The organism is Lactiplantibacillus mudanjiangensis (genome assembly GCF_005405385.1).
GTDB classification, from domain to species: Bacteria; Bacillota; Bacilli; order Lactobacillales; family Lactobacillaceae; genus Lactiplantibacillus; species Lactiplantibacillus mudanjiangensis.
Genome location: NZ_BJDY01000007.1, coordinates 156,078 through 175,684, shown reverse-complemented (window position 1 = coordinate 175,684; position 19,607 = coordinate 156,078). Strand labels below are relative to the sequence as shown.

Annotated in this window: 19 protein-coding genes; 13 read left to right on the top strand and 6 right to left on the bottom strand. The window is 44.1% G+C overall.

All coding sequences use genetic code 11. The annotated features are described in order from the left end of the window. Positions 1 to 9 precede the first annotated feature (9 nt). Positions 10 to 720: a GntR family transcriptional regulator gene (locus FFM84_RS14185; RefSeq protein WP_130845978.1), complete on the top strand. Its 711-nt coding sequence runs from the start codon at positions 10 to 12 to the stop codon at positions 718 to 720. Between the two features lie 368 nt (positions 721 to 1,088). On the opposite strand, the gene FFM84_RS14180 is transcribed toward FFM84_RS14185, so the two are convergent. Together FFM84_RS14180 and FFM84_RS14175 are read right to left on the bottom strand one after the other, a co-directional pair. Further along, positions 1,089 to 1,682 carry a WYL domain-containing protein gene (locus tag FFM84_RS14180; protein WP_225428141.1) on the bottom strand — a complete coding sequence of 198 codons (594 nt, stop codon included), beginning with the start codon at positions 1,680 to 1,682 and terminating at the stop codon, positions 1,089 to 1,091. Positions 1,683 to 1,712: 30 nt separating this feature from the next. Further along, on the bottom strand, positions 1,713 to 2,102 hold the full coding sequence (locus FFM84_RS14175; protein WP_130845933.1) for a hypothetical protein: 390 nt from the start codon (positions 2,100 to 2,102) through the stop codon (positions 1,713 to 1,715). 158 nt (positions 2,103 to 2,260) lie between these two features. On the opposite strand from FFM84_RS14175, the gene FFM84_RS14170 reads away from it, so the two are divergent. Next, on the top strand, positions 2,261 to 2,560 hold the full coding sequence (locus tag FFM84_RS14170; RefSeq protein ID WP_130845932.1) for a Mor transcription activator family protein: 300 nt from the start codon (positions 2,261 to 2,263) through the stop codon (positions 2,558 to 2,560). A gap of 136 nt (positions 2,561 to 2,696) precedes the next feature. Here FFM84_RS14170 and FFM84_RS14165 read toward each other — a convergent pair whose 3' ends face one another. The 3 genes from FFM84_RS14165 to FFM84_RS14155 all read right to left on the bottom strand — a co-directional run bounded on the left by FFM84_RS14165 (position 2,697) and on the right by FFM84_RS14155 (position 5,561). Further along, a complete protein-coding gene (locus FFM84_RS14165; protein WP_130845931.1) occupies positions 2,697 to 3,530 on the bottom strand; it encodes a metallophosphoesterase family protein in 834 nt (277 codons plus the stop codon). A 591-nt stretch (positions 3,531 to 4,121) separates the two neighbouring features. Then, positions 4,122 to 5,123 (bottom strand): FAD:protein FMN transferase, encoded by a 1,002-nt coding sequence (locus FFM84_RS14160; RefSeq protein ID WP_130845930.1) that lies wholly within the window; start codon positions 5,121 to 5,123, stop codon positions 4,122 to 4,124. 27 nt (positions 5,124 to 5,150) lie between these two features. Next, the gene (locus FFM84_RS14155) at positions 5,151 to 5,561 is read right to left on the bottom strand and encodes a peptide deformylase (RefSeq protein WP_130845929.1); all 411 of its coding nucleotides are present in this window, start codon (positions 5,559 to 5,561) and stop codon (positions 5,151 to 5,153) included. 218 nt (positions 5,562 to 5,779) lie between these two features. Between FFM84_RS14155 and FFM84_RS14150 the strand changes: the two genes are divergently transcribed. Beyond that, the gene (locus tag FFM84_RS14150; protein WP_130845928.1) at positions 5,780 to 6,925 is read left to right on the top strand and encodes an ArgE/DapE family deacylase; all 1,146 of its coding nucleotides are present in this window, start codon (positions 5,780 to 5,782) and stop codon (positions 6,923 to 6,925) included. Positions 6,926 to 7,492: 567 nt separating this feature from the next. Here FFM84_RS14150 and FFM84_RS14145 read toward each other — a convergent pair. Further along, positions 7,493 to 8,002 (bottom strand): hypothetical protein, encoded by a 510-nt coding sequence (locus FFM84_RS14145; RefSeq protein WP_130845927.1) that lies wholly within the window; start codon positions 8,000 to 8,002, stop codon positions 7,493 to 7,495. A 426-nt stretch (positions 8,003 to 8,428) separates the two neighbouring features. On the opposite strand from FFM84_RS14145, the gene nrdD reads away from it, so the two are divergent. The 10 genes from nrdD (at position 8,429) to FFM84_RS14095 (ending at position 19,601) form a co-directional block, all read left to right on the top strand. Next, a complete protein-coding gene (nrdD, locus tag FFM84_RS14140; protein WP_130845926.1) occupies positions 8,429 to 10,651 on the top strand; it encodes an anaerobic ribonucleoside-triphosphate reductase in 2,223 nt (740 codons plus the stop codon). Further along, positions 10,584 to 11,165 carry an anaerobic ribonucleoside-triphosphate reductase activating protein gene (nrdG, locus tag FFM84_RS14135; protein ID WP_130845925.1) on the top strand — a complete coding sequence of 194 codons (582 nt, stop codon included), beginning with the start codon at positions 10,584 to 10,586 and terminating at the stop codon, positions 11,163 to 11,165. The genes nrdD and nrdG overlap by 68 nt, the downstream gene beginning before the upstream one ends. Positions 11,166 to 11,625: 460 nt before the next feature. Further along, positions 11,626 to 12,225 (top strand): VIT1/CCC1 transporter family protein, encoded by a 600-nt coding sequence (locus FFM84_RS14130; RefSeq protein WP_130845924.1) that lies wholly within the window; start codon positions 11,626 to 11,628, stop codon positions 12,223 to 12,225. A 146-nt stretch (positions 12,226 to 12,371) separates the two neighbouring features. Next, positions 12,372 to 13,064, top strand: coding sequence for an EAL domain-containing protein (locus tag FFM84_RS14125; protein ID WP_130845923.1), 693 nt, complete (start codon positions 12,372 to 12,374; stop codon positions 13,062 to 13,064). A 17-nt stretch (positions 13,065 to 13,081) separates the two neighbouring features. Then, entirely contained in the window at positions 13,082 to 14,212 is a 1,131-nt protein-coding gene (locus FFM84_RS14120) for a GGDEF domain-containing protein (protein ID WP_130845922.1), read from the top strand. A 732-nt stretch (positions 14,213 to 14,944) separates the two neighbouring features. Further along, positions 14,945 to 15,490 carry a PTS glucose transporter subunit IIA gene (locus FFM84_RS14115; protein WP_130845921.1) on the top strand — a complete coding sequence of 182 codons (546 nt, stop codon included), beginning with the start codon at positions 14,945 to 14,947 and terminating at the stop codon, positions 15,488 to 15,490. 487 nt (positions 15,491 to 15,977) lie between these two features. Continuing rightward, positions 15,978 to 16,217 carry a cytochrome b5 domain-containing protein gene (locus tag FFM84_RS14110; RefSeq protein ID WP_130845920.1) on the top strand — a complete coding sequence of 80 codons (240 nt, stop codon included), beginning with the start codon at positions 15,978 to 15,980 and terminating at the stop codon, positions 16,215 to 16,217. Positions 16,218 to 16,774: 557 nt separating this feature from the next. Then, a complete protein-coding gene (locus FFM84_RS14105) occupies positions 16,775 to 17,281 on the top strand; it encodes a DUF2798 domain-containing protein (RefSeq protein WP_130845919.1) in 507 nt (168 codons plus the stop codon). 323 nt (positions 17,282 to 17,604) lie between these two features. Continuing rightward, on the top strand, positions 17,605 to 18,708 hold the full coding sequence (locus FFM84_RS14100) for an ABC transporter ATP-binding protein (protein WP_130845918.1): 1,104 nt from the start codon (positions 17,605 to 17,607) through the stop codon (positions 18,706 to 18,708). Between the two features lie 11 nt (positions 18,709 to 18,719). After that, positions 18,720 to 19,601 (top strand): ROK family protein, encoded by an 882-nt coding sequence (locus FFM84_RS14095; RefSeq protein WP_130845917.1) that lies wholly within the window; start codon positions 18,720 to 18,722, stop codon positions 19,599 to 19,601. Positions 19,602 to 19,607: the final 6 nt, after the last annotated feature.

The following is a 19,607-nucleotide window of genomic DNA, read 5'->3' as shown; positions in this document are numbered from 1 at the left end:
GGTGGCATCATGACGAGTATCGCCAAGCATACTCAAATTGAACAAGACTTGCGAACGAAGATTCAAGACGGCACCTATCCGCCCCAAACTTTGATTCCACGTGAAGTTGATCTCATGGCGACTTATCAGGTGAGTCGGCCAACAGTACGCCAAGCAATCCAGACCTTAGTTGAACAGGGGTTGCTAGAGAAACGCAAGCGGCGAGGCACCATGGTTAAGCAAGCCAAGATCGCTCAGGCGTTTACGCAAGTGATTGAGGGCTACGATGCGGAAATGGCGGACAAAGGGTTGCAACCACAGACCAAGGTGCTCTTATTTAAAACGGAACCAGCTACGGCTGAGGTTGCCAGTAAGTTACAACTATCAGTAACGGCGGTTGTCTATAAATTAGTGCGATTACGTTATGCGAATGGACAACCGGTTGTTTTGTTAACCAGTTATCTTCCAACAGATGGACTAGATTTAGCAACGGTTGATTTTACAACCGTTTCACTGTATGACACATTAACCCAGCAACAAGCAGCTGTTGAACGGGTGCGGCGACGGTTAGATGTGTTGAAGGCCGATGAAACGACTGCTGATTTATTAAATGTCGCCGTTGATGAGCCGTTATTTTATTTCCACACGCAAGGATTGACGGCCCAAGGTACGCCAGTTGAATATTCAATCGCCAAGTATCGCGGTGATTTGAATTACTTTATGATGGATTTACAACGTTAAAAATAGTCGTGTGATTTAACCAATTGAGGTTGAGTCACGCGACTATTTTTAATCACTAAAGTTTGAAAAACACTTACGGCAGGCTAAATTTGTCACCTGCGCCAGCCAGTGATTCTGCCGGCTGTGGGACCTGCGCCAGCCAAAATGCGGACTTCCGCCTCGCTTTTGAGCCTAGCTAAAACCGCTAGTCTCAAAAGTCGTCCACATCGTCAGCCCGGGAAAGCCACCCGGACTAACGATGTTTTCACGGCCGGCTCCATCACTGGCTGGCTCCGGCTCGAGGTGGGCGAACGGCAGGTGGTAAGGATAACTATTTTGATTGGAGAATATTTGCAAAATCAACGAATATTGCAAAAAATAATGTTCAGCTAATTATAGCGAGCTTGAATATTAGCCAATTCTTGTTTAAATGAGGTCACCAATGACGCTGGGGCCAGTACTTTGACGTTGGCGCCTTGGCTAAGGAGCCACATTGTAATTCCGCGAGCTCCGTAAACTTCAGCAGTGATGACGACACTACCACCGGCGGCTGGTTGTTGGTTGCGATGTTGTTCATTTTTAATAGGTTCGGCAGTCCCATCGGCATGAAACCGGTGTATAACTTTAGCAGTTGGGAGCCGATCCAACGCCGCTTCAACGATGCCCCAGAATTGAAACGTTAACGTTAGTAGTTGACCGGGGTACATAAATTGAATACGTTGCCGAAATTGACCATCTTCAAAACGTTCCGCACGGGTTCGCTGAATCACCGTGTCAGCTGGGCGATAGGCTTGGATGCGATCGGCGCGATAAAAGAGTGTTGTTTGATACTTGGCATTATAGGCGGCGACATAAAAATAATATTCTGAAAAGATCAAGGCTGCTGGCAACACGGTTCGCTGAACGACTTGATTGTCAGAACGATGATAGGTCAGTTGCAAGGTAGTCTGATGCTCAATCGCGTGACTAAGATCAGTTAGCAAGGTGAGCAACGGTTGGTCGTGATGAACAGGTTAATGGAAGAAGCGCTCGTTTTTAATAATAGGCAGTACCGTTTTTTGTTCCGCGGGTTTAATGAGACGCAACAGGCCATCCAGCATGCTATCGAGTTCTTGCTTAGCAAAGGCGCGGCTGGCGAGTAAAACCTTGGCAATGACGATAATCTCACGAGCCGAGAGTTCATGTTGATCGGTGGTGAGCTGGTAACCACCACGAGCACGATGATAAGTCAGTGTTTGATATGGATTAGCAACGGTCACGAAAGCTTTTAACGCTTGAAAGTCACGTTGAATGGAGCGTGGGTCAACGCCGTAGTGAGCTGCAAGGTCAGTTTTATTAAGTGTTTTACCGGTTAGTAACTGTTGATACATTTCTAATTGTCGACGGGTATTTAGTTCAGTCATAAGGCTCTCTTTTCATTAAAACCAGTTTTGTCATTAGTTTACCACGTTCAATGGTTGTTTTAGATGACGTTTTCAAGTAAAAGGACTAGACAAAGTGCTGTATCGAAAGGCGGTTGAACTGATTACAATAAAGGTAAACGTAAGGAGTGTGCGTACAAATGACAGAAGAAATCGATGTGACGGCCCTACATCAATTTTATCGCGGTTTGAGCGACCTCATTGGTGTTGAACCGATGCTGCAAATTTATCAACAATATAAAGGCATGCAAATGACGATCCCCACACATTTGTATGATCGCCAATTAGCTGCTCAGCAGGTGCTAGCCGAATATAATGGTCATAATCAGCAGAAGTTAGCGCGAAAGTATGGTTATTCACAAAAGTGGGTGCAGCAAGTCTTGCATCGAACCCAAGTGACGGATGAGTCAGCACCTAATGATCATTTAATTCATCATTAAATCGGTAAGCTTCAAACGACATCAGGTGGCAAGCATGATCATTTTTGATTGGAAAACACCTCAACGAAGATTGCCAAAAATTGTGAAAACAAATAGGGTAGACCATCTTGCAGCAATGCAAAATGATCTACCTTATTTATGGTTTTAATAATTGATCTAGTTGTTGATCATAGCCGAGCCGTTTTGTCATGGCTTGTAAGGTTGGTTCATCGTGTGTGTGCACGACACCGGTATGCAATTGTTCATCGTAAAGGGGCAAATAGGGCAATTGTTTGGCCTGAGCTAAGGCGAGTTCGGCATCAGCATCATAAGCAACACGACGAAAATCAACTTCTGGGACAGCCCCTGATGGTTGTGGGGTAATAATGGCATATTGTGCCCGTAAGTCCGTGGCAAAATGTGACCAGTTTTGAAAAGGCATGCCAATGGTTCCAGGATTTAAAATCAGTTGACCAGCACTACTTTGACGCAATAATTGATGGTGAATATGGGCATAAACCATCACGTCGGCTTGGCGACTGGATAGGTCATCAAAAGCCGGTTGATTCTCGGTTGGCATCAAAGCACCGCCCCAATTCTTAGCCAATTCATTGTGCGTGAGCTGGTATTGCAAGCCAGCTATTGTTTTAGTTTGAACGAGTGGTAGTTGTCGAATGCGTTGTAAAGCCTGTGTTGATAGTCGATGATAGGCGTAGTCGGCCAGGCACGTGTAATAGATATCAATAGCATTTCTAGGTTTGAACGGGTGATCAAGCGCTTCTAATAAGGTGCTCTCCCAGTTTCCCATGACGTAAGCCTCAATGGGTAAGGCGTCTAACATCGTTAATAACTCAGTCGTGCCCGGTCCTGGTAAGAATAAATCACCTAAGAACCAATAAGTTGTACAACCTTGTTGTTGCGCATCGGCAATCGCCGCTTTGAGGGCGGTAACATTGCCGTGAACATCCGCCATGACTGCAATTTTTGTCATCCCATCATCCCCTAGTTAGTATGAGGCCAATTATATCACGCTACTGGTGACTTGAATGAAGTTACTAAAGGTTGAAAGCTACTTTTTAGCAATAATTGTTGATGAGAAGAGTACTACTGATCAAAACTGGTCGTACTTGCCACCTACCGTTCGCCCACATTGAGCCGGAACGCTGTGGGCGGACCGGTTCAGCCAAAAGGCGGTCTGAACCGTCGTTTTTGAACCACCAACCCCGTGTTTCAAAAACGCCAAGCTCTAAGCGATAAATCGCTTAGAGCTTCCCACGGCTGGGTTCAATGTGGACTCACTCTCGGTTATGATGGTGATTGTTTGCGATATAACCGAAGTCAGCCAGTGATGGCACCGGCCGTGAAAATATCGTTGGTCCGGGTGGTTTTCCCGGGCTTACGAGGTGAAAGCCCGCATTTTGGCTTGAACCGGTCCCAACAGCCGGCAAAATCACTGGCTGGCGTAGGTTGACAATTTAATCCAACTTAAGTCAATGTTGGTAAGGTTTCGACCAACATATTTAATTTACCTTTAGGAAGTAATAAAAAACACCGTCATTGAGTCACAATGGCGGTGCTTCGCTTAAGCAATTTCAAATTCTGGATCAAGCAGTGTCACAGTTGCATCTGCTAAACCAACGATTTCAAGTTTCTTTTCTTTGGTGACAAAGATCGCACCATACAGGTCATCGCGATCAATACCCCAGTTATCTTCTGGTTGACCGGCGAAGAAGAGACGGGTCGTTTCAATTTCACCATCGATAGATTTTTTAGAAAAAATCGTTACACTAAGCAAATCGTTTTGCCGTGGATAACCCGTTTTTGAATCTAAAATGTGATGATAGGATTGACCGTTGATTTCAAAATGGCGTTCGTAGATACCGCTAGTCACAGCCGAACAAGCGCCAATTTTAACGCTGGCAATCGCATTACCACGTGGAGACAGTGGATTTTGAATGCCCACACGCCATTGGTGATCGTCATGTAGCGGTGAGTCGCCAACCATTAACAAGTTACCACCGAGATTAATCATGCCAGCGCGCTGACCAAAAGCTTCCCAGTAGTCTTGAATACGATCGGCGATGTAGCCCTTAGCGATACCACCTAAATCTAGCTCCATCCCAGCTTGGGTTAAATAAACACTAAAGAGCTGGTCGTCTAGTTCAACGCTAAAAGGATCAACGAGTTTTAAACGTGCGTCAATTTCAGCCTGGGTTGGTAGTTGAGCATCATCGAAGCCAATCCGCCAAAGTTTGACGAGTGGGCCGATTAACGCATTAAAGCCAAAGTGTTGTTGACTGAGTAAAATGGCTTGTTTAACTAACGAATACGTGGCCGCTGAGACTTGAACCGGATGCTGACCCGCGGCATGGTTAATCGCCATGACTTCTGAATGGAGTCGATTAACCGTTAGTCGATCTTCATATTGATCAATGAGCTGGTTGGCTTGGGTCAAGTAGTCGTTCGTATCGCTACCAAAAAGTGTTAAATCAATATCGGTTCCCAACGCGTAATGTGAGACGTGGCGACGTTGTTGTGCCAGTTCGGAAATCGCCGGTTGACCGGCATCGTTTAAAGTAGTCATGTGATCAGTCCTTATAATTAGTAGTCTTTAAATCAAAATACCGTGGCAATGATCAATTTCATGTTGGATAATTTGGGCGATCCAATCAGAAAATTGTTGTTGCTGTGGCTTGAAGTTGCGGTCCTGAAACTTGACGGTGATTTGATGGTAACGTGTTGTCGAGCGTTCACCGGTTAGTGATAAACACCCCTCGGTCGCTTGATAAGCATCATGCTTGTTGATGATTTCGGGATTAAACATGACAACTGCCAATGGTCCCATTTGAACGACAATGGCGGCCTTATTGCTACCAATCATGTTAGCCCCCATGCCGACGCACTCGTTGGCATGGGCTTTTAAGGTCTCTAAAAGGTCGGTGGCCAGTGGTAAGTCCGCTTTGGTGGCGGGAACGGCTGGATGAGCCAATTGGTTAGGATCATGAACGATCGGTTTAATCATAAATAACAGCCTCAGTTTCTTGATAAGTTTAGGTCTATTATAGGCGTGATTTTATGTCGATCGCAAGTTAAGAAAATGGCGGGTTCTATACTGGGGGAGGTAAGCTGGCGTGAGGTGTATAGGCCTCATTTTAACAGCGATTTAAAGTACAAGATTACCCCCTGTTAGCCCAAATTGCGTTAAACTTGAGACATCAGGTTTTGAGGAGGGCTTAATAGATGGCAGTATTTAGTGATGAAGAAAAAGTTCAAATTTTAGCGGACTTGGTACACATTGAATCCGTTAACGATCATGAAGCATTGGTGGCACAATATTTACAAAAGTTGTTTGCCGATCATGGGATTGATGCGCAACTCATGGCCGTTAGCGATGGCCGAGCTAATTTGCTTGCCGAAATCGGGACGACTGGGCCGATTTTGGGTATTTCTGGTCATATGGATGTGGTGACACCGGGTGATATCTCAAAATGGACGAGTGATCCGTTTACGTTAACTGAACGCGATGGCAAGTTGTATGGTCGTGGTGCGACGGATATGAAATCAGGCTTGGCCGCAATGGTCATTGCTATGATTGAAATTGAAGCGGCACACACATTGAAAAATGGCCGTATTCGTTTAATGGCAACGATTGCTGAAGAAGTCGGCGAAACTGGTTCACAGGCATTCTATGAAGCGGGGACGATGGACGATGTTGATGCCTTATTGATTGGTGAACCGTCTGGCTATAATATTGCATATGCGCATAAGGGGTCGATTGATATTGAATTAACGTCACAAGGTAAAACGGCGCATAGTTCAATGCCGGAGGCCGGCTACAATGCATTAGATCCGTTGATTGATATTTTGGCACAAGCGAACCATGTTTTCCGTGATAGTGATCGTACCAGCGATTTATTAGGAAAGCTGGTTTTCAATAGTACGGTTTTACAAGGTGGTAACCAGGTGAACTCGATTCCAGGTGAAGCGCATGCTGAACTTAATATTCGCTCGATTCCAGAGTTTGATAATGAGACGGCCATTGCCGCTTTGCAAAAATTAGTCGATCAACAAAATGCCCAAGGAGCCCAGGTTAACTTGAGCGTTTTCATGTCACAAGATCCGGTTGCGGCGCCTAAAGACACCCCATTGAGTGATTTGGCGGCCAAGATTGGTGAATCATATGCGGGCGAACCTATTCCAAAATTAGCCATTCCAGCAGTTACGGATGCCTCGAACTTGTTGAAAGACAAATCAGCTGATTTTCCATTTATCATGTTTGGTCCGGGGAACATGACGCCCCATCAAGTTGATGAAAACGTTGATCGGCAGATGTATTTGGACTTTATCAAATTATACGAACAACTTTTTGTGACTCATTTGAAGTAATCAACTAAAGGTTGAAAGTTAAATGTTATTGATCGAAACCATACCAACATTGACTTAAGTTGGATTAAATTGTCACCTACGCCAGCCAGCGATTCTGCCGGCTGTGGGGACCGGCTCCAGCCAAAGTGCGGGCTGCTACCTCGCTTTTGAGCCTAGCCAAAGCCACCAGTCTCAAAAGTCGTCCATATCGTAAAGTTCGGGAAGATCACCCGGACTAACGATATTTTCACGGCCGGCGTCATCACTAGCTGGCTCCGGTTAGATGTTAATCAAGTTTGTAGTCACTAACATAGCCGAGAGTGCCTCCACATTGAGCCCAGCCGTGGGAGTCTCTTAGCGATTTATCGCTTAGAGACTGGCGCTTTTGAAACACGGGTTGGGTGGTTCAAAACGACGGTTCGCCCACAGCGTTCCGGCTCAAGGTGGGCGAACGGTAGGCGGCAAGTATGACTAGTTTTGATCGATGAATGCTTATCATATCAACGATTATTGCTAAAAAGTAGCTTTCAACCTTTAGTAATCAATAAAAAATCAGCACCTCAGTCAATATCACTGGGTGCTGATTTTTTATTGATAATTAGGTTTTTTCAATGGTGTTGGTGTTGCTAATGAGGTGCCATTCAACGCCGTTTTAGTACTGGTTGGAATCTTTCCATGTTTCGGACTCCAACCCGTATCTTTAGTTAACTTAAAGGTGGTTTTCCCGCGGGTTAACGTCATTGTTGTGGCATCTTGTAAGGTCACTTTGATGGTGCCAAATTTAGCATGGGTCAAGGTTGCTTGACCATTGTCACCTAGCTTTAAGGTGACATGTCCCTTGACCGTGGTGTGATTTTTTTGGAACCACGCTGCTTTTTGATTGCTTGTTAAGTAAAGTGCGGCCCCTTGAGTTGTACTGACCCAGCGACCTAGATAGTCAGTTTTCCGAACTTTGCTGACTGCAGTTAGACTAGGTGTGGCTGATTGAACCGTTTGATCTTGATTGTTATTCAAAGAGTCATTGGCGACTGTTTGACATCCTGCTAATCCCAATGCCAACAGTACCATGACGCCGAGCATTCCCCGTAAATTTTTCATGCTGATTCTCCTCCGCCGTGCTAGCAGGGTTCGCCCCCCACACTTTTTTAATTATAGTAGAAGTGGCGGATGAACGGAACCGAAACGCCTAACTTTTTTCATTAAAAATATTGTCATCTGATACGATAAATTCGAGCTGATGCTTGGTTTTATCGGCATGTTGTATACGCCATCAAGCCCCTAAATTAAATATTCCGTTTATATAATTTCAGTAATATAACAAATAAATTTAAAGTATTTTTTAGCGTGATGAAAGCTTGAATCAATTACCTTTGTCGCGATTCAGGATAAAAACCAGATATAGGCAAAAATCGAGAAATGAGCTACTATATATAGTATCGAATTTGATTGAGAACACCATTGATTGTAGGACTGTACCAATGCTCAATTGAAGCCAACGAACGATTTTTGAAAAGTGGGGATTTTATGACAACGACAACAACGACGGATGTGTTAGACCAATTAAGAGCGTTGCCCGTGATTAAGCGTGACGGCACACAAATGGCTTTTCACCCATATAAACTAGATTTTGTGTTAACGCAATTAGTCACTGATGACGCGCAACGCGAAGCGATTAAGCAAGCGCTAGTGGCGCATTATCATGGTGCCACACAAATTGAAACGCGAGAATTGCGGCCAGCTTTAATGACGATTTTTAAACAACTTGGGTTACCGTTAGCTGCTAAAAAGTATCAAGATTATTTTGTGCAAGAACAACATCGCTTTTCACAAGCAACTAATGTTCGTGAACGAATTGAAAAGTTGTTTCAGCGTGATGCCAGTGTTGTTCATGAAAATGCGAATAAAGATAGTAATGTTTTTAATACCCAACGTGATCTTGAAGCTGGGGCGGCCAGTCGAGCGTTAGGTTTGAAGATGTTACCTGACATGGTAGCAAAAGCCCATTTACGGGGCGATTTACATTGGCACGACTTGGACTATTCACCGGTGACGCCAGAAACTAACTGTTGCTTGATCGATTTTGATGGCATGTTCAAAAATGGTTATAAGATTGGGAACGCAGAAGTCGCTTCACCACGCTCAATTCAAACGGCAACTGCACAAATGGCCCAAATTATTGCCAACGTGGCGTCACTTCAATATGGTGGTTGTTCAGCAAACCGGGTCGACCAGTTGTTGGCCCCATATGCCGAAATCAATTACCAAAAGCATTTGGCTGATGCCAAAAAGTGGGTGGCCGCTGATAAACAGACTGCTTTTGCTAAAGCGAAGACGAAAAAAGATATTTATGATGCCATGCAAGCTCTCGAATATGAAATCAATACTTTGTATTCATCACAAGGTCAGACGCCGTTTACGACGGTTAACTTCGGTCTTGGGACTAGTTGGATTGAACGTGAAATCCAAAAGTCGATCTTAGCGATTCGGATTAAAGGGCTTGGCAAAGAACATCGGACGGCTATTTTTCCGAAGTTAATCTTCACGATCAAACGTGGGTTGAACTTGAGTCCTAATGATCCTAATTATGATATCAAGGAATTAGCGATTGAATGTTCGACTAAGCGGATGTATCCCGATTTATTAATGTATGACAAGATCAAGGAATTAACAGGGAGTTTTAAAACCCCGATGGGCTGTCGTTCTTTCTTACAAGGTTGGCGCGATGAGAATGGTGTCGAAGTCAATTCTGGGCGGATGAACTTAGGTGTTGTGACCGTCAATTTACCACGGATTGCTTTATCAGCGCATGGTGATGTTGACTTGTTCTGGGAAATTTTAAACGAACGGCTTGGCTTATGTCATCAAGCCTTAGCTTATCGAATTGAACGGACGAAAGAGGCTAAGCCAACGAATGCCCCATTGCTCTATATGTATGGAGCCTTCGGTAAGCGACTCAAGGCTGACGATTCGGTTGATGAATTATTCAAGAACCAACGGGCAACCATTTCACTAGGCTATATTGGCATTTACGAAGTTTGCACGACTTTCTTTGGTCCCGATTGGGAAAGCCAACCAGCGGCGCGGGTCTTTGCCGAAAAGGTGGTCAAAGCCTTGCGTGATAAGTGTGATGACTGGGCGACTGAAAGTGGCTATCATTACAGTTTATACTCAACACCAGCTGAATCATTGACAGATACGTTCTGTCGTGATGATATTGAAAAGTTTGGGCGGATTCCAGATGTCACAGACAAAGAATACTATACGAATAGCTTCCATTATGATGTTCGTAAACACCCATCGCCATTTGATAAGCTAACAATGGAAGAAAACTTTCCACAGTATGCTTCTGGTGGTTTTATTCATTATTGTGAATATCCAAACTTGACCCAGAATCCAAAAGCTTTGGAAGCCGTATGGGATTGGGCTTATGATCATGTCGGTTACTTGGGAACAAATACGGCCATTGATCAATGCTTCAAGTGTGGCTTTAAAGGGGAATTCAAAGCGACCGCGCGTGGCTTTGTTTGCCCACAATGTGGTAATCATGATCCAAAATATTGTGATGTGGTTAAGCGGACTTGTGGTTATTTAGGCAATCCACAACAACGGCCGATGGTTCATGGTCGTCATGTTGAAATTGCGTCACGTGAAAAAAATATGTCTCCGGAGATGATTAAAAATGCCGCGCGCTATGAAAGGACCAAACAATCCGATGCCGAAAGAATGGCTGGCAGAGGAGTTAAGTGAACAATACGTCGCTGATTATAAGGCCTTTAACTTTGTTGATGGTGAAGGGGTTCGGTGTTCACTTTATTTAAGTGGTTGTCCGTTCCGTTGTCCAGGGTGTTATAACGTGGCCGCGCAAAATTTCCACTATGGGCAACCGTATACTCAGGAATTGGAAGATCAAATTATCGAGGACTTGAGTCAATCATATGTCCAAGGGTTAACCTTACTAGGTGGCGAACCGTTCTTGAATACGCAAGTTGGTATTCGGATTTGTGAACGTATTCGACAAGAGTTCGGTCATACCAAAGATATCTGGTCTTGGTCTGGCTACACTTGGGACGAATTGCTAAAGGATTCGGATGACAAGCTTAAAATGTTATCGTTGATCGATATTTTGGTCGATGGGCGTTTCTTACAAGATAAGATGGATTTGACGCTTCAATTCCGAGGCAGTTCCAACCAACGGATTATTGATGTCCCCAAGTCTTTAGCAGCCAATGAGGTTGTGATTTGGGATAAGTTAAAACGGTAAATAAAATTGCATGGCGCTGGGCAACGGCCAGGCCATGCTTTTTTTGACCCTAAATGAAGGTTGAAAGTTGACTTTGGTAATGATCACTGATCAAAAGTAGAGCGACTTGCTATCTGCCGTTTGCCCACAGCGGTTCGGCTCAATGTGGAGGCACTCTTGGCTGTGATGGTGATACGCGATTTATTGGTATTTGCAATACAAGCGGAGCCAGCCAGTGATGGCGCCGGCCGTGAAAACATCGTTAGTCCGGTGATTCTCCCGGACTTTACGATGTGGATGACTTTTAAGACTAGCGGTTTTAGCTAGGCTTAAAAGCGAGGTGGAAGCCCGCTTTTTGGCTGGAACTGGTCCCCACAGCCGGCAGAGAATCACTGGCTGGCGGAGGTGGCTAAGCACGACTTAAAGGTTTTACCGTCATATTTAAACGTCTAATTATAATCAGAAATGAGGAGAGTAAATAATGTTACAAGTTTTAAAGCAATGGCAAACACGGTATTCATATTTCTGGGATCATTTGAATGTTTTACGAGCGGGTATTTTGGGTGCTAACGATGGGATTATCTCCGTTTCAGGGATCGTGCTTGGAGCCGTTGGGGCTGATCTGAGTAACACCACTTTACTGATTAGTGGCATTTCTGGGATGGTTGCCGGGGCTTGCTCAATGGCGGGTGGCGAATACGTCTCTGTCAGTGCACAACGTGATGTCCAACTACAAAAGTTACAATTGCAAGCTGTGGCGGATCATCAAGTGATTGATTTAACACAAACGAAGATCCAGAAACGGGATGTTTTGAATCCATTACATGCAGCGGGGATGTCGATGGTTTCATTTATGTTCGGTGCCTTAATTCCATTATTAGCAATTAGTCTATCAAGTCCAAGCTGGCGCTTAATTAACACCGTGTTGGCGATGATGATTGCATTATCGTTGAATGCCACTGTGAGCGCGGGACACGCGGCAGTGCCAGTTCGAAAAGTGATTCTACGAAACATTTTGGTTGGTGTCGCGACAGCGTTAATCACCTATGTGATGGGCACATTGCTTGGTGGTCAAGTTTAAAACTGGTTAGTTGTGTACAAATTAATGATAGATTTGAGCTAAAATTCGGGATTTAAGGTCGAAATTTTAGTTATAAGAGGCTATACTAATAGTGTGTTAATATATATTGACACTTTAGTCATTGATGAAATGAGGTCCTTTATAAGATGTATCGCTTTTTTGTTCAACCACAAGTTGATCAACGTCAAAAGTCAATTTTTGGTTATGAACTATTGTTACGTAAGGAAAGTCATGGTCACTGGGCCGTTCCAGAAAAGTTTACGGAACTCCCTTTAGACAAACAAGCACATTTACTAGAAGAGCTAGCAACGCAATTAGCGACGAAAGCAACTAATCAAGTATTAGCCTTGAATCTGAATCGGGAACAAGCTGAAGATGATCTGATGATTGGCACGATTATTTACTTGAAAAAACGATTGAATCCGGCCGCACTAACGATTGAACTGACCGAAAGTGCCACGTTAGCTGAAATTCAAAAGTACAGCATGCTCTTCCATCAATATGGAATCAAGTTGAGCATTGATGATGTTGGTACGGGATCTAATACCTATGACAACATTAAAAATGCGTTGCCGTTTGTTGATCAGATTAAATTTGCCATGCAAAATTTGCGGATGAGCGGAAAAGCTAATCAAATTCCGACGGCGCTTGCTTTTTGGAACACGATTGCCCAAGAACATCATCTCGACTTGATATTAGAAGGGGTCGAAGATGAACAAGATCAGCAGATGGCACAGCAATTGGGGATTGATTTACATCAAGGATATTACTATGGTAAACCCCAATTAGCCGTCAAACATGCGCGGTCATTGGCGTGTCGAGCAAGCGAGGATCGTTAAGTAAGGAAGGTTAATCTATGACATGGTCTTACTGGCGGGTACCGCCATTTGTCACCAGCATCTTCTTTATTTTAGGAGTGTTGACCCTTTACTGGGTATTATTTAATTGGATCACATCTTGGGTGCACAACCGCCATATTAATATTGATGATGATGTCATCAATTCATGGCACGGGGTGCTGTACATGCTGGTGTTTGTCTTTAGCATGCAGTCGATGATTGTCGGGCAAAATGATGCCTGGCAATTCATGAATTTTCAAGTTATCGCGATGATTTTCTGTGCGTACTTCTTGAATATCCATATCCCCTACTATCTCTTTTTCCCAGTGGTCTTAGTTTACATGATCTTTAACCAATCGATTGGTTATTGGCAATCATGGGGACACGCAATTACGTTAGTGCTGTTTTTCTGGGTGTTGAACTATGTTCGAATTCACTTTCAAAATCATAAATTGGCGCCATTGATTTACATGAGTGTTGGTATTCCATTTGCTGGGGTGCTATGGCTCTGGATGAAAGTTAAATTCAACCTGCCTTGGGATACTTATTGGCAAGAATGGGTCTACTTAGTTATTTTCGAAGTTTTACTCTACGTCTACGTCACGATGTTGACTAAAGACAGTGAGTTCAAGTTACGGTTAGCGCAATTTGCGAGTCATGATGCGTTAACGCAGGCAGAAAACTTTGCGGCCTATACTGGCGAAATCAAGTTTCTGTTTGAAGACAGCTCACGGAATAACTTGAAACTATCGATGATGATGTTTGATATTGATCATTTTAAACACGTTAACGATACGTATGGGCATCTTGCAGGTGACCGGGTGTTACAGCATGCGACTGATGTGGTTCAAACAGTCATTAACGCCAATGATACGAAAGTTAAGCTTTATCGGACGGGTGGGGAAGAGTTTAATATCTTGTTCCCAGGATATGATGTTGAATCAACCCAAACAATCGTGCGGCAGATTTTTATCGCGTTGAATCATTTAGCGGTTAATTTCGGTGATCAACAAATTCCGATTTCAATTTCAGTCGGTGTTTCGGCGATGTCAAAAGATGACTTGTCACCAACTGATTTTTATAATCGGGTTGATCATAATTTGTATCATTCAAAACGTAATGGTCGAATGCGAATCACAGTTAGTTAAGTTTTAAAATTGACGGAGAGAGCTTATGGGGGAATACTGCCATAGGCTTTTTTTGTTAATTACTAAAGGTTGAAAGTTATTTATATAGCAATAATCGTTGATATGATAAGTGATCATCAATCAAACTTAGACTTACTTTCCACCTACCGTTCGCCTACATTGAGCCGGAACGCTGTGGGCGGACCGGACCAGCCAAAAGGCGGTCTGGTCCGTCGTTTTGAACCACCCAACCTGTGTTTCAAAAACGCCCAGCTCTAAGCGATAAATCGCCAAGAGCTCCCACGGCTGGGCTCAATGTGAGCTCACTCTCGGCTATATTAGTGATTACTCGGTTACGATATAACCGGAGTCGGCCAGTGATGGCGCCGGCCGTGAAAATATTGTTAGTCCAGGTAGTTTTCCCGGACTTTACGATGTGGACGACTTTTGAGACTAGCGGGTTTAGCTAGGCTTAAAAGCGAGGTGGAAGCCCGCACTTTGGCTGCAACCGGTCCCCACAGCCGGCAGAATCACTGGCCGACGGAGGTGACTATTAGCATAGTTTTTTACCGTTATGTTTGTTCATTACCTTTATGAACTAATGTTAACATTTGTAAACCTTTGACAATCAGTTTAGAAAGTAGGTAAATTTAGTCAAAATATGGTACAGTCATCATAGTAAGTATCGTTGAAGCCATCAACTAATATGACGATGGTTGGTTTGGGCTAGTTAGCCTAAAGGAAGTGGCTCCCGTGTCAGTGACAACAAGTACAATTGTTCCAGTAGTGGCGCCCAAGTTTGGAATGGTGATGGGATTAGTTCCAGTGACGTGCACGGCTTTTTCGCGGGGCTTACTTGGTTCCGGTTGTGGTGTGATTCCACAACCGGATCAAATGGTCGCACCGATGGCCGGTCAGGTGATGCATTTTGCTAAAACAAAGCGAGCCTTAGCTTTTCAGACACAAAATGGGTTAGCACTATGGTTACGGTTGGGCCTAGATAGTCCGACTTGGACTGAAAGGTGCTTCAAATTGGTGGTTAAAGTTGGGGATCATGTTCAAGCGGGCCAAGTGATCGCCGTTGTTGATCGCTGTCCACAACGGGTGGTGCATCGCTGGACATCGGTTATTCTGATGAATCCGGTTGTTCAAGCGGCGATGCGCGCATTGCGGTGGCAACCGCGAAATCTGATTGATCCGGCTGGGACCGTTAGCACGAAGATTACGCTGGATTTAGCAGCGAATCATGAAGTGGCAACGATTGGTCCACCTGATCGGACAATGGTCGTTGAGGCTTAGGACTGGATCATCGTTAACGATGTGTGCGGGTTGCAGTTTAACGGGGTGTTAATAACTGCAACGGCCCAGTAGTCGAGTTTAACGGTCAGTTAAAAAATTAAGCAGTGGCTGAGGTGTAGACGACCAAGTGTCGTCACGCGGGGTAACTCTTAGTTTGTCAGCAACTATGAGGATGATGAGGTGTTGTTTTTAGCCGAGTACCCGGTTCAAAGCAACACGGTGATAACGCTGAATCATCAGGCTTGTGACGTTTAAGTGAAGGTATTTTGGCAGCATTTAAACAGATGTCGCGGGTTATTGATGATGAACAACGCAATCAATGAAGTAGTGGCCATAGTTAGGCACAATGCAATAATTGTTCATTAAATAAGCAATCAAATAACCTGTGCGGTGGGGCCGTACAGGTTATTTGGCGCGGTCAAACGGATTGCTTGCATTTGTTAGCGCATACAGTTTATGATTAAGCTATTCGGATAGGAGTGATTTAATGAGTAATGAAACTTTTAACCAAACCACGTTAGCAAAATATAATGGTCAAGACGGTCAACCAGCCTATGTGGCGGTTGATGGTGTTGTTTATGATGTGACTGGAGTCGCCGCTTGGACAGGTGGTAAGCATCATGGCAATTTGGCTGGTCAAGAATTAACTAAAGTTATTGATGAGCATTCACCACACGGTCGCAAGGTATTACAAAACTTGCCGGTTGTGGGTAAATATACGGATTAAAATCAATGGCGTTTGGGAGCTAATCCTGAACGCTTTTTTTGACCGATTTGTCATAGGTCTAAAGGTTGAAAGCTACTTTTTAGCAATAATTGTTGATATGGTCATGCTTGCCACCTGCTGTTCGCCCACCTTGAGCCGGAACGCTGTGGGTGGGACCGGTTCAGCCAAAAGGCGGTCTGAACCGTCGTTTTGAACCACCAACCCCGTGTTTCAAAAACGCCAAGCTCTAAGCGATAAATCGCTAAAAGCTTCCCACGGCCGGGCTCAAGGTGGGCTCGCTCTCGGTTATATTCGTGATCACAAAACGATTTAACATCTGCAATACAGCCGGCAGAATCACTGGCTGGCGTAGGTGACAAATTTAATCCAACTTAAGTCAATGTCGGTAAGGTTTCGACCAATACATTTAACTTTCAACCTTTTGTCATAGATTTTGATGAAATGCAAGGAATTATGAAAACGCTCTATAATTTGTTACACAATTGTTACTTATGACACCCCAAGTGGTTGTGCTATAGTAAGCAACTGTAACCAAACGATAGGAGTGTTGAATAGAAATGCCACGTAATTGGAAAGAAGAAGTTGTGTTTACTGCGATCATGGCAGGGTTGATGGTGTTCGTTATGACGGCCTACAATGTCACGATGGCGCAAGGATTTAGCAACGGTTTGATCCTTGCAATCTTAAGTGGGTATCCACTAGGATTGTTGGTGGCAATTATTTTAGACATGTTGGTCGTTGGACCAATCGCGAAAGGTTTAGCTTTTAAATATATCATTAATGATTACATGCGCAAGCGGGTCGTTTTAATTGGGATTACTATCTCAGTTTTAATGGTCTTAGGCATGGTAACCTGCATGTCCCTCTTTGGGATTGCAGTGGAAGGTGAATTGAGCGGCGCCCATGTATTGGCAACTTATGGTCATACTTGGATCTTTAATTTAATTGTCGCCCTACCGTTACAACTACTCATCGTCGGCCCAATTGCTCGTGCCGTTTTAGGCAAGATGCAACAAGCAACCGCTAATCGTGAAGAAACTGCGATTACGGAAGATGAGGACTAATTTAAACTTAATAAAGATTATGATCTTTCAGAGACGTCATTCAGTTGAATGGCGTCCTTTTTTTGTCTAATTTGCGTACAAATTAAAGCAAATAACTAAAGGTAAAAAAATTGATGTTCATTTTTAATAAAGAAATTCAGGTGGTCATCGGTTGGGAGAGAAGGGATTCGGGCTGTTTAAGACAAAAGGTTGAAGATAATTAACTTAGTTAGCGAAAACTAGACTATGAAAACGGTTACCAGTTACAATGAACGTGTTAAATGATATATCAAATTTATAAGCATAAGCAATCATAATCGTTAATCGTGGAAGGAGTCAGTAAGATGGCTGAAATCGCACTAGAACATATTTATAAGAAATACGATGGGAATCCCGAGTATTCGGTAACCGATTTTAATTTACACATGAAAGATGATGAATTCATCGTCTTTGTCGGCCCTTCAGGTTGTGGGAAGTCAACGGTATTGCGCATGATCGCTGGTTTGGAATCGATCACTAAAGGAGATGTCCGCGTTGGCGATAAAGTGGTGAATCGGATGGCGCCTAAGGATCGCGATATCGCGATGGTTTTCCAAAATTACGCCTTGTATCCAAATATGAATGTTTACAATAACATGGCGTTTGGCTTGAAGATCAAACATGAGAACAAGGATGAAATCGATAAGCGTGTTAAGAATGCGGCCGAAATCTTAGGTCTAGAAGAGTTCTTAGACCGGAAACCGGCCGCGTTGTCTGGTGGTCAACGTCAACGGGTGGCATTAGGTCGAGCAATTGTTCGGGATGCAAAATTATTCCTATTAGACGAACCCTTGTCAAACTTGGATGCCAAGTTGCGGGTTCAAATGCGGACGCAAATCGCCCAACTCCATCAGCGGTTAAAAACTAACATGATTTATGTGACGCATGATCAAGTTGAAGCGATGACGATGGCGGATCGGATTGTCATCATGAAGACCGGGGTTGTCCAACAAATCGGGACACCAAGTGAGCTGTATAACGAACCAATTAATCAATTTGTGGCTGGCTTTATTGGTTCACCAGGAATGAACTTCTTTGATGCCCGTTTAGAAGATGGTCGGGTGGTCAACGATGCCGGCTTATCAGTGGCGGTACCAGGTGGCAAGCTCAAAGGGTTAATCGATAAAGGCTACGACGGTAAAAAGATAACGGTCGGGATTCGACCAGAAGATATCCATACTGAACAAGTCGCTTTACAAGCCATGCCGGATGCAGTCGTTGACGCCAAGGTTCAAGTTTCAGAGCTGTTGGGTGCCGAATCGATGCTATATTCCAAGATTGGGGATAATGAATTTGTGGCCCAAGTCGATGCGCGAGATTATCACGAACCAGGTTCGCAAGTGAAAATGGCGTTTGAAATGAGTAAGGCCCATTTCTTCGATGCCGAAACAGAATTGACGATTGAATAGGGGATGACAACATGCAATTAGGCGCAATTGAAGCTGGCGGTACTAAATTTGTTTGTGGAATTGGCGATGAAACGGGTCAAATTATTGAACAAATTCGGATTCCAACCACGACGCCAACGGAAACGTTAGCCGGTGTGACGGCGTTTTTCAAACAACATCCAGTCGCGGCCATCGGGATTGGGTCGTTTGGCCCGATTGGGGTTAACGCCAAGCATCGTGACTTTGGTTATATTACCAATACACCCAAGGCTGGTTGGGAAAACTTTAATTTTTTAGGTTATATTCGGACACATTTGAATATTCCAGTTTACTGGACCACCGATGTGAATGTCGCGGCTTACGGTGAGTATCAACTGGGTGCTGGCAAGGATATTGATAACTTGGTTTACTTTACGGTTGGGACCGGGATTGGCGCTGGCGTTATTTATCAAGGGAAGTTTCTCCGCGGCTTCAATCACTTGGAAGCCGGGCATATCTTGATTAAACATTTACCAACGGATCACTTTGCTGGGGTTTGTCCCTATCATGCGGATTGTTTAGAAGGCTTAGCTTCAGGACCAGCGCTGGAACAACGTTTTAACGCCCCGGCTGCCGAACTAGCTAATCGACCAGAAGTGTGGCAGTTAGAGGCAACTTATATTGCGCAAGCTTGCGTGAATTACACCTTGAGTTATTCACCTGATCGAATCGTGATCGGTGGTGGGGTGATGCATCAAGAACAACTCTTCCCATTGATTCGCGAGGCCTTTACCAACTTATTAGGCCATTACACGGAAACGCCGGATGTGATGAATTATATTCAACGCATTAAATTAAATGATGATGCTGGGTTAACGGGATGCTTACTATTGGCCAATGAACTCATTGCGACTGGTCAGACGGTCGGATCTTAATTATTT

Coding starts and splice junctions, on each gene's coding strand:
- FFM84_RS14185 (WP_130845978.1), top strand. CDS start 10: ATGACGAGTATCGCCAAGCATACTCAAATTGAACAAGACTTGCGAACG.
- FFM84_RS14175 (WP_130845933.1), bottom strand. CDS start 2,102: ATGACTGAACTAAATACCCGTCGACAATTAGAAATGTATCAACAGTTA.
- FFM84_RS14170 (WP_130845932.1), top strand. CDS start 2,261: ATGACAGAAGAAATCGATGTGACGGCCCTACATCAATTTTATCGCGGT.
- FFM84_RS14165 (WP_130845931.1), bottom strand. CDS start 3,530: ATGACAAAAATTGCAGTCATGGCGGATGTTCACGGCAATGTTACCGCC.
- FFM84_RS14160 (WP_130845930.1), bottom strand. CDS start 5,123: ATGACTACTTTAAACGATGCCGGTCAACCGGCGATTTCCGAACTGGCA.
- FFM84_RS14155 (WP_130845929.1), bottom strand. CDS start 5,561: ATGATTAAACCGATCGTTCATGATCCTAACCAATTGGCTCATCCAGCC.
- FFM84_RS14150 (WP_130845928.1), top strand. CDS start 5,780: ATGGCAGTATTTAGTGATGAAGAAAAAGTTCAAATTTTAGCGGACTTG.
- FFM84_RS14145 (WP_130845927.1), bottom strand. CDS start 8,002: ATGAAAAATTTACGGGGAATGCTCGGCGTCATGGTACTGTTGGCATTG.
- nrdD (WP_130845926.1), top strand. CDS start 8,429: ATGACAACGACAACAACGACGGATGTGTTAGACCAATTAAGAGCGTTG.
- nrdG (WP_130845925.1), top strand. CDS start 10,584: ATGCCGCGCGCTATGAAAGGACCAAACAATCCGATGCCGAAAGAATGG.
- FFM84_RS14130 (WP_130845924.1), top strand. CDS start 11,626: ATGTTACAAGTTTTAAAGCAATGGCAAACACGGTATTCATATTTCTGG.
- FFM84_RS14125 (WP_130845923.1), top strand. CDS start 12,372: ATGTATCGCTTTTTTGTTCAACCACAAGTTGATCAACGTCAAAAGTCA.
- FFM84_RS14120 (WP_130845922.1), top strand. CDS start 13,082: ATGACATGGTCTTACTGGCGGGTACCGCCATTTGTCACCAGCATCTTC.
- FFM84_RS14110 (WP_130845920.1), top strand. CDS start 15,978: ATGAGTAATGAAACTTTTAACCAAACCACGTTAGCAAAATATAATGGT.
- FFM84_RS14105 (WP_130845919.1), top strand. CDS start 16,775: ATGCCACGTAATTGGAAAGAAGAAGTTGTGTTTACTGCGATCATGGCA.
- FFM84_RS14100 (WP_130845918.1), top strand. CDS start 17,605: ATGGCTGAAATCGCACTAGAACATATTTATAAGAAATACGATGGGAAT.
- FFM84_RS14095 (WP_130845917.1), top strand. CDS start 18,720: ATGCAATTAGGCGCAATTGAAGCTGGCGGTACTAAATTTGTTTGTGGA.